This is a genomic window from Methylomonas rivi (assembly GCF_024505165.1).
GTDB lineage: Bacteria > Pseudomonadota > Gammaproteobacteria > Methylococcales > Methylomonadaceae > Methylomonas > Methylomonas rivi.
On the sequence record NZ_JANIBK010000161.1, the window covers coordinates 1 to 7,833 of the forward strand.

Genomic DNA, 7,833 nt, shown 5'->3' on the forward strand with positions numbered 1-7,833 from the left:
GCTGGCGCCGGACAGCACCGCGCGGATGCCCTCGGCAAAGGCCTTGCCGCCCCTGTCGCTGGCCAGACCGGCCTCCAGAAGCTCGAGATAGTTTTGGCCGATTTCGAGCCCCGGCCGGCCGCCGTTGTACTGCTGCTCGAAGTCCAACCAGGGTTGGTTGACTTCCAAAATAGTGGCGGCTGCGTCCAGCACGCAAAATTGCTTGGACAGCGCATCGAGCACGGCGCGGGTAAAGCGTTCGGATTGGTTTAAACGGTTGGCTGCGTCAGGATCGTGCAACATAGCCTCCCCCTTGGTTTAGCCGTAGGTTGCAGTATAGTAGTCTACATTTGAGGCTCGGTTCCAGATTTATATACCTGTCGCATTGCAAATTTCGGCATATCCGTACCCTCGCCCTCCGGAGGCCGCCTGTGGGTTACCCTGCGCTAACCCAACAAAACCAAAACGTTGGGCTCTTTACGGTATTAAGCCCAACCCCGTAATGGCGGGATGTTATGTTCGACGAAACCCTAGTCGGCACAGCGGGCGGCCTTGGATTACCCGGCACGGTGGAATGAGGCTCGAAATAAAATAATTGCGGTTGGTAGCGCGTAAGCCGCCAACGTTATTCGAAATTCAGAGTTCCTATACTGGCGGGCGGCTGCGTAGTGCCCCAGCCGTTTGGATAACTGCCGTTGGCTTGATGGGCTAAAAATGACGACCATGGATAATCTGCGGGGTCGGACACTCGGCCATGCTTTACCGGATTGTAATGAATGTAGTCCAAATGTTGATGCAGGTCGTCTTGATCGCGAATCAGATGATCCCAAAAGCGTTTTTGCCAAAGCGTGACGGGTTGGATAAGATTTTGCGCCCGTTTGTAACGATGGGTAAAACGCAGTTTGACCGACTGCACAATAGATGAAAACGCAACGTCCGGTTCCGGCTTGATCAGCCAATGAAAATGATCGTCAAGAATCACATAAGCCAACAGCCGAAACGGCATTTCCGCTTTTACCTCCCGCATCACGGTTAGCAGCAGTTCTTTTTCCGATGCATTCGCCAATACCGGCTTGCGTTGATAACAAACCGCCGTAATGAAAACCGGCCGGTTGTCGGCGGAGTATCTACGAATATCGGTCATGGGTATCAATGGAATATTTAGAAATAATGGCAGCCGCAAATATAGATCAAACGTAGGTCAGGGTGCGCGGAGCGTTCCCTGACAAATTCAAAGCCATGAGCTCCGAATTGTCACGTAACCGCGATTGCGGCAACGTGACCTACCGGGCTGACAAATTCAAAGCCACGAGCTCCGAATTGTCACGTAACCGCTATCGCGGAAACGTGACCTACCGGACTTGTTATTGTTTGCAATTTAATCGTGCAGCAACTAATGACCAGAGCAAAGGTTTTCTAGTCGTTGAATCGTAAAGCTCGAAGTTATCTAATATGCTTTCGACTCCATATTGAGTATCAATCGCTATCTTCAAATTTAACATTGATACTTTTGCCTTTCCTTTGCCTTCTAAAACTGCTTTGGCAACTGATGGGCCAACTGTGCCGCATGGAATTGCTAATGGACCATCATGCCGAGCTAAATTAACAAGATCGATTCCCTTGCGTGCAATTACAATTACTTCAAATTCTTTTGTATTCATAGATGAACCTGTAATTTCGTTGAGTAGGCGCCTTTGAGCATGATTATAATTAAGGTCTGACGTAAATAAATGAAATCAGCTGCCCAATAGACTAAGGTATTTGGCAAGTGGAAATGACATTTCGGAAAGCTTATGAAAAATAAGATTAGGCATTGAAATGTTGGTTATCACCCCAACTACGCCGCATAGCCCAACAGACCGCCATTCCCCATAACAACCCAACCTCGCCAAAATTCATCGCACCCGAAAAACCCTGCCGCGTTAAAATTCCGCAACGCCGGGCCATTTGCCTTGGTCCCGATTAAACCGTTTTTTAACCGACATCATGCTCAATTTTAAAAACATCGCCATTCGCCGCGGCAGCCGTTTGCTGTTTAGCGAGGCTTCCTTCACGATTCATAAGGGCCAGAAGATCGGTTTGACCGGGGCCAACGGTACCGGCAAATCCAGTCTATTTGCGATGCTGCGCGGCGAGTTGCATGCCGACGAGGGCGAGTTTTCCATGCCGCCGAATCTGGAAGTGGCGCATGTGGCACAGGAAACCCCGGCGCTGGAATGTTCGGCCATCGATTATGTGCTGGACGGCGACCGCGAATTGCGGGCCTTGCAACAGCAATTGCAGGATGCCGAGCAGGCTCATGACGGCATCAAACTGGCCGAGCTGCATGTGGCTTTGGAGCATGCCGGCGGCTATACGGCGCAGGCCCGCGCTTCGCGGTTGTTGAACGGTTTGGGCTTTACTACAGAACAGGAAAGCCGATCCGTCAGTTCGTTTTCCGGCGGCTGGCGCATGCGCTTGAATCTGGCCCAGGCCTTGATGTGCCGTTCCGACGTATTGCTGCTGGACGAACCCACCAACCATTTGGATTTGGACGCGGTGATTTATTTGCAGGATTGGCTGGTGAAATACCCCGGCACCCTGCTGCTGATCTCGCACGACCGGGATTTCCTGGATACCATCACCGACCACATCGTGCATATCGAACAAAACAAGGCCGAGATTTACACCGGCAATTATTCCGACTTCGAACGCATGCGGGCCGAAAAGCTGGCCCAGCAACAAACCGCTTTCGAAAAGCAGCAGCGGGAAATTGCGCATATTCAAAGCTTCGTCGACCGCTTCAAAGCCCAGGCCACCAAGGCCCGTCAGGCTCAAAGCCGCATCAAGGCGCTGGAGCGGATGGAGTTGATTGCCCAGGCCCATGTGGATTCGCCGTTCGGCTTTAGTTTTCCGCCGCCGAAAAAAATGCCCAACCCCTTAATCAAACTGGAAGAGGCCGACATCGGTTATGGCGACAAAGTGGTGGTGCACAACGCCTCGCTGTCCATTTCGCCCGGCGACCGCATCGGTTTACTGGGGCCGAACGGGGCCGGTAAATCCAGCCTGATCAAAGTGTTATCCGGGCAAATGCCGGCATTGCGTGGTAAGTTAACCAATGCGCAGGATTTGCATATCGGCTATTTCGCCCAGCATCAACTGGAGCAGTTGCGGCTGGACGAGTCGCCGTTGTGGCATCTGCAGCAACTGGATAAACAGGCGCTGGAGAAGGATTTGCGCAACTTTTTGGGCGGTTTCGATTTTCGCGGCGACAAGGTCAACGACCCCATCGGGCCGTTTTCCGGCGGCGAAAAGGCTCGGCTGGTGCTGGCGATATTGGTGTATCAAAACCCTAATTTGCTGCTGCTGGACGAGCCGACCAACCATCTGGATCTGGAAATGCGCCATGCCTTGAGCGTGGCCTTGCAGGAATACCAGGGCGCCATCGTGGTGGTTTCGCACGACAGGCATTTGCTGCGCTCGGTAACCGATCAGCTATTGCTGGTGGCGGACGGCCGCATACAAGCCTTCGACGGCGATCTGGACGATTACAAGCAATGGCTGGCGGAACAAAAGAAGGCCTGCGACGAGCCGGATACCCAAGCCGCCGCGAATAACGTGTCGCGCAAGGATCAGCGCAAGCAGGACGCCGAACGCCGCCAGCGCCTGAAACCGATGCTGGATGCGGTAAAAAAGGCCGAGGCGGCGGTGGAGAAATACCACAAGGAACAGCAGGAACTGGAGCAGCAACTGGCCGATCCGGCGATTTATAGCGAAGAGAATAAGGACGCATTGAAAAAACTGTTAAGCCGGAAAGCCCAGGTCGATGACGCGCTGGAACAGGCCGAACTCGACTGGATGACTGCCGAAGAAAACCTGTCCCAAGCGGAGTAATGCATGTACGAATTGAGCCTGTTGTTTTTTCGAATCGCCACCTTCCAGAAAGGTCCGCAGGACGTGCCGGCGTCGCCGTTTGTGCTGCGGCTGTTGTTGCCGGTGTATGTGGCCATCAATTATCTGATTTTGTTTTTGAACGGCGCGCAGTCGACGGCTTTGCTGCAGATAGCCGTGGATTTCGGTCTGATCGTATCTTTCTGTTGGCCTTTGTTGTATGCGTCGGGCAAAATCGCCCGCTTTCCGCAAACCCTGGCGGCCATGCTGGGCACCGATGTGGTAATCAGTTTCTTCGCCCTGCCCGCCATCGCCACCTTGAATACGCATGCCAACGACTTGGCCTATTTTGCCATGCTGGCATTGGTGTTGTGGCATTGGCTGGTCAGCGGGCATATCATACGGCACGCGCTGGACCGCTCCCTGTTTTTCGGTTTGGGGTTGGCGCTTTTGTATATCATGTTGTCTTCCCAAATAATGGCGGCGCTGTTTCCGGAAATTACCGGCGCTCCGCAATGAGGTAGCTATGCATAACTATAAACATATATTGTTGGCGGTGGATTTTTCGGAACACGGCAAACAGGTCTCAAGCAAAGCCCTGGACATGGCGCAACGGAATCAAGCCAAATTAAGCCTGGTGCATGTGGTGGAAAACCTGCCCATCACCGATGCCGCCTATGGGCCGATTCCCTTCGATGTCGATTTGACTCAGGAATGGCTGGATACTTCCAAGGAAAGGCTGGCCAAGCTGGGTGCCGAACTAGGCGTGCCGGCGGAGCAGCAATGGCTGGAAATGGGCAGCGCCAAAATGGAAATCGTCCGGGTGGCGGAAGAAAACGCCGTGGACCTGATCGTGGTAGGCTCGCACGGCCGGCACGGTCTGGCCTTGCTGCTGGGTTCCACCGCCAACGGCGTCTTGCATCATGCCAAATGCGATGTACTGGCGGTGCGCCTGACCGATGATTGAACTGGTGTTGGGCGGAGCGCGTTCCGGTAAAAGCCGCTACGCCGAGCGGCAAGCGATCGACAGCGGATTGCCGGTGCTGTATCTGGCCACCGCCGAAGCCGGCGACGCGGAAATGCGGGCCCGAATCGCCCATCACCAACAACGCCGCCCAGCCGAATGGCAAACACTGGAAGAGCCCGTCGACTTGGCCGGAGCCATTCGAACCCACGCCAATCCCGAATGCTGCCTGCTGATCGATTGCCTGACGCTGTGGCTGAGCAATGTGTTGTTCGACCGGCGCGGCAGTATCCAGGAGCAGCTGTTTGCGGCCCAGCGCGCCGCCTTGCTGGCGGTGCTGAGGGAGTGCAAGGGCAGGGTGATCATGGTCAGTAACGAAGTCGGGCAGGGCGTGGTGGCGGCCGATGCCATGACCCGCCGCTTCGTCGACGAAGCCGGTTTCCTGCACCAGGATCTGGCGCAAATTTGCGGCCGGGTGGTACTGGTCACCGCCGGTTTGCCGCAACAGCTTAAATAATGCAAACACTTTACCTAGCGGTTCCCGCCCCCGATGCGGCGTTTCGCCAGCGGGCGTTGGACAGACAAGCGCAACTCACCAAGCCGCCCGGTTCGCTGGGCATGCTGGAACAACTGGCGGTTAAACTGGCCGCCCTGCAGCGCCGCGACGAGCCGCGACTGGAAAACATTCATATCAGTATCTTTGCCGCCGACCACGGCATCGCCGCCGAAGAGGTGTCGGCGTTTCCGCAAGCGGTGACGGCGGAGATGGTGAAAAATTTCGCCGCCGGCGGCGCGGCGGTAAATGTATTGGCCAGGCAGGTCAGCGCCCACTTTGAAGTGGTGGATGTGGGCTTGCTCCAACCGGTCGATTTGCTGAACGTGATTCGCCAACGGGCCGGCGCCGGAACGGAAAACTTTAAAATCAAGCCGGCGATGACCGAGGCGCAACTGGAGATTGCCTTGGCGGCGGGACGCGCGGCCGTCAGCCGGGCCTTGGCCGCGCAAGCGGATATGTTTATCGGCGGCGAAATGGGCATAGCCAATACCTGCAGCGCCAGCGCCATGGCGGCGGCTTTGCTGGCCGTACCGGCCGCGGACATCACCGGCGCCGGCACAGGGCTGAACAACGGCCAGATCAAACATAAGGCGGCGGTCATAGCACAGGCCTTGCAAACGCATCGGCAACGGCTGACTACGCCGCTGGCGGTGTTGCAAACCTTGGGCGGCTTCGAAATCGCCGCTTTGGCCGCGGCCTATATCAGTGCGGCCCAGCAGAGTTTGCCGGTGCTGGTGGACGGCTTCATTAGCAGCGTGGCGGCGTTGCTTGCCGCCAAAATCAATCCGGACTGCCGAGCCTGGTTTTTTTACGGTCACCGTTCCGAGGAAAAGGGCCATCAACGGGTGCTGGACGCGCTGGCCGCCGAACCGATTTTGCAGCTGGGCATGCGGCTGGGCGAAGCCAGCGGCGCGGTCATGGCGGTTCCGGTGCTGCAAATGGCCTGCCGGCTGCACAACGAAATGGCCACTTTTTCGCAGGCGCGGGTAACGGCCGGGTTGTAAGCCGGACAAGGACGCTTGCGGCAACGTGTCCGCGAACAGTTATATGCCATTTCTCCGGTTTAGGTAAAATGTGCGCCGATTTAGCCGAAAGGCTGTCGCCGCGCTCGCGTCATTTCGGCACGGGCGGGAATTTATTTGAAAAATAACCATAACTCCTTGAATAATAAAGTCTGTCCGGTCTTTTATGCCCGGGTGGCATATAACAACAGGAAAATCAGGCATGCTTGGACATATAGAAAGTTACGACGAACGCTGTCAGACCGGCGTGGTGAAGCACGAAGGCAAGTTTTACGAATTTCATATCGACCAGTGGACGTCCGCCGAGCCGCCCAAGGAAGGCGACGATGTGGATTTCGACCACGAACATGGCGATGTCACCGAAATCGGCCCGGTCGGCGCCTATCTGGTCGACAGCCAGCCGGTTAAAAGCCACATTGTGGCGGCCTTGCTGGGCATCGTGTTCGGCGCCATCGGCTTGCACCGAATCTATTTGGGATTCTGGGGGCTGGGTATCACTCAAATTCTGGTGACCTATTTAACCGGCGGTTTCGGGGTGGTGTGGGGATTTATCGAAGGGGTTTTGATTTTTACCGGCCATATCAACAAGGACGCCAAAGGCCGGCATTTGAAATAATTCCGCCCAACCAACCGCGCGCGGGTATAAATACCTTTAACGTAAACTCAACCGAATCATTACAGCCATGGAATCTTTACTGATTGCACTGCAATTTTTGACGCGTATTCCGGTCGATTTCCAGCTGACGGCCAACGATGCGGCGCTGGGCCGTTCGGTACTGTATTACCCGCTGGTGGGGTTTTTGATTGGCGTGTTGCTGAGTTTTCTGGCCCTGGTCCTGTCGGGCGCGCCCGACATGGTGGCGGCGGCCGTGGTATTGAGCGCCTGGGTATTGTTGACCGGCGGCTTGCACCTGGACGGCCTGGCCGATTGCGCCGATGCCTGGGTTGGCGGCTTGGGCGATGAACAGCGCAGTTTGCGGATCATGAAAGACCCGGCGGCCGGGCCGATTGCGGTGTTGGTGTTGTTATTGGTCATGCTGGTGAAATTTACCGCGCTGTTCGTGTTAATTCAGCAAAACGATTTGATCCCGTTAATGTTGGCGCCCTTGTTGGGACGTTGCGCGATTTTGTTGCTGATGCTGTCCACGCCTTACGTCAGCCCCAAGGGCATGGCGGAAAAATTATTGGCCAACCTGCCCTTGGGCGAGGCGCGCACGGTGGTGGTGGTTTCGTTGGCGTTTGCCGGTTTATTCATGGGCTGGGCCAATGTATTGCTGGCTTGCGGCCTGCTGTTTTGGGTGCGTTACGCCGCCCTGACCCGCTTGGGCGGCGCCACCGGCGACGTGTACGGCGCGGCCGTGGAGTTAATCGAGACGGCCGGATTGCTGGCCGTGGTCTTGCTGTGAACCGGCACCGGTTTAGCCCCGAGGAACGGGCCGGGG

The 7,833-nt window shown here is 55.9% G+C and carries 9 protein-coding genes and 1 pseudogene; 7 read left to right on the top strand and 3 right to left on the bottom strand.

What is annotated here, in order from left to right:
* The 3 genes and pseudogenes from NP596_RS18330 to NP596_RS18340 all read right to left on the bottom strand — a co-directional run.
* Window positions 1-282 (bottom strand): annotated as a pseudogene (locus NP596_RS18330) (PAS domain S-box protein); the annotation flags it as partial.
* Window positions 283-604: 322 nt separating this feature from the next.
* On the bottom strand, window positions 605-1,123 hold the full coding sequence (locus NP596_RS18335; protein WP_256616846.1) for an REP-associated tyrosine transposase: 519 nt from the start codon (window positions 1,121-1,123) through the stop codon (window positions 605-607).
* A gap of 220 nt (window positions 1,124-1,343) precedes the next feature.
* Entirely contained in the window at window positions 1,344-1,640 is a 297-nt protein-coding gene (locus tag NP596_RS18340; protein ID WP_256616847.1) for a hypothetical protein, read from the bottom strand.
* A gap of 325 nt (window positions 1,641-1,965) precedes the next feature.
* Here NP596_RS18340 and NP596_RS18345 point away from each other — a divergent pair, with 325 nt between their 5' ends.
* From NP596_RS18345 to NP596_RS18375, 7 genes are all read left to right on the top strand, one after another.
* The gene (locus NP596_RS18345; protein WP_256616848.1) at window positions 1,966-3,852 is read left to right on the top strand and encodes an ATP-binding cassette domain-containing protein; all 1,887 of its coding nucleotides are present in this window, start codon (window positions 1,966-1,968) and stop codon (window positions 3,850-3,852) included.
* Window positions 3,853-3,855: 3 nt separating this feature from the next.
* Window positions 3,856-4,368, top strand: coding sequence for a hypothetical protein (locus tag NP596_RS18350; protein WP_256616849.1), 513 nt, complete (start codon window positions 3,856-3,858; stop codon window positions 4,366-4,368).
* 7 nt (window positions 4,369-4,375) lie between these two features.
* Complete coding sequence (locus NP596_RS18355) at window positions 4,376-4,816, top strand: universal stress protein (RefSeq protein WP_256616850.1); 441 nt, start codon at window positions 4,376-4,378, stop codon at window positions 4,814-4,816.
* Window positions 4,809-5,330 (top strand): bifunctional adenosylcobinamide kinase/adenosylcobinamide-phosphate guanylyltransferase, encoded by a 522-nt coding sequence (cobU, locus tag NP596_RS18360; protein WP_256616851.1) that lies wholly within the window; start codon window positions 4,809-4,811, stop codon window positions 5,328-5,330. Before NP596_RS18355 ends, cobU begins: the two co-directional genes overlap by 8 nt.
* Complete coding sequence (cobT, locus tag NP596_RS18365; RefSeq protein WP_256616852.1) at window positions 5,330-6,373, top strand: nicotinate-nucleotide--dimethylbenzimidazole phosphoribosyltransferase; 1,044 nt, start codon at window positions 5,330-5,332, stop codon at window positions 6,371-6,373. Before cobU ends, cobT begins: the two co-directional genes overlap by 1 nt.
* Before the next feature lie 220 nt (window positions 6,374-6,593).
* Window positions 6,594-7,007 (top strand): TM2 domain-containing protein, encoded by a 414-nt coding sequence (locus NP596_RS18370; RefSeq protein ID WP_256616853.1) that lies wholly within the window; start codon window positions 6,594-6,596, stop codon window positions 7,005-7,007.
* Window positions 7,008-7,074: 67 nt separating this feature from the next.
* Entirely contained in the window at window positions 7,075-7,797 is a 723-nt protein-coding gene (locus NP596_RS18375; protein ID WP_256616854.1) for an adenosylcobinamide-GDP ribazoletransferase, read from the top strand.
* The last annotated feature ends 36 nt before the right edge of the window (window positions 7,798-7,833 follow it).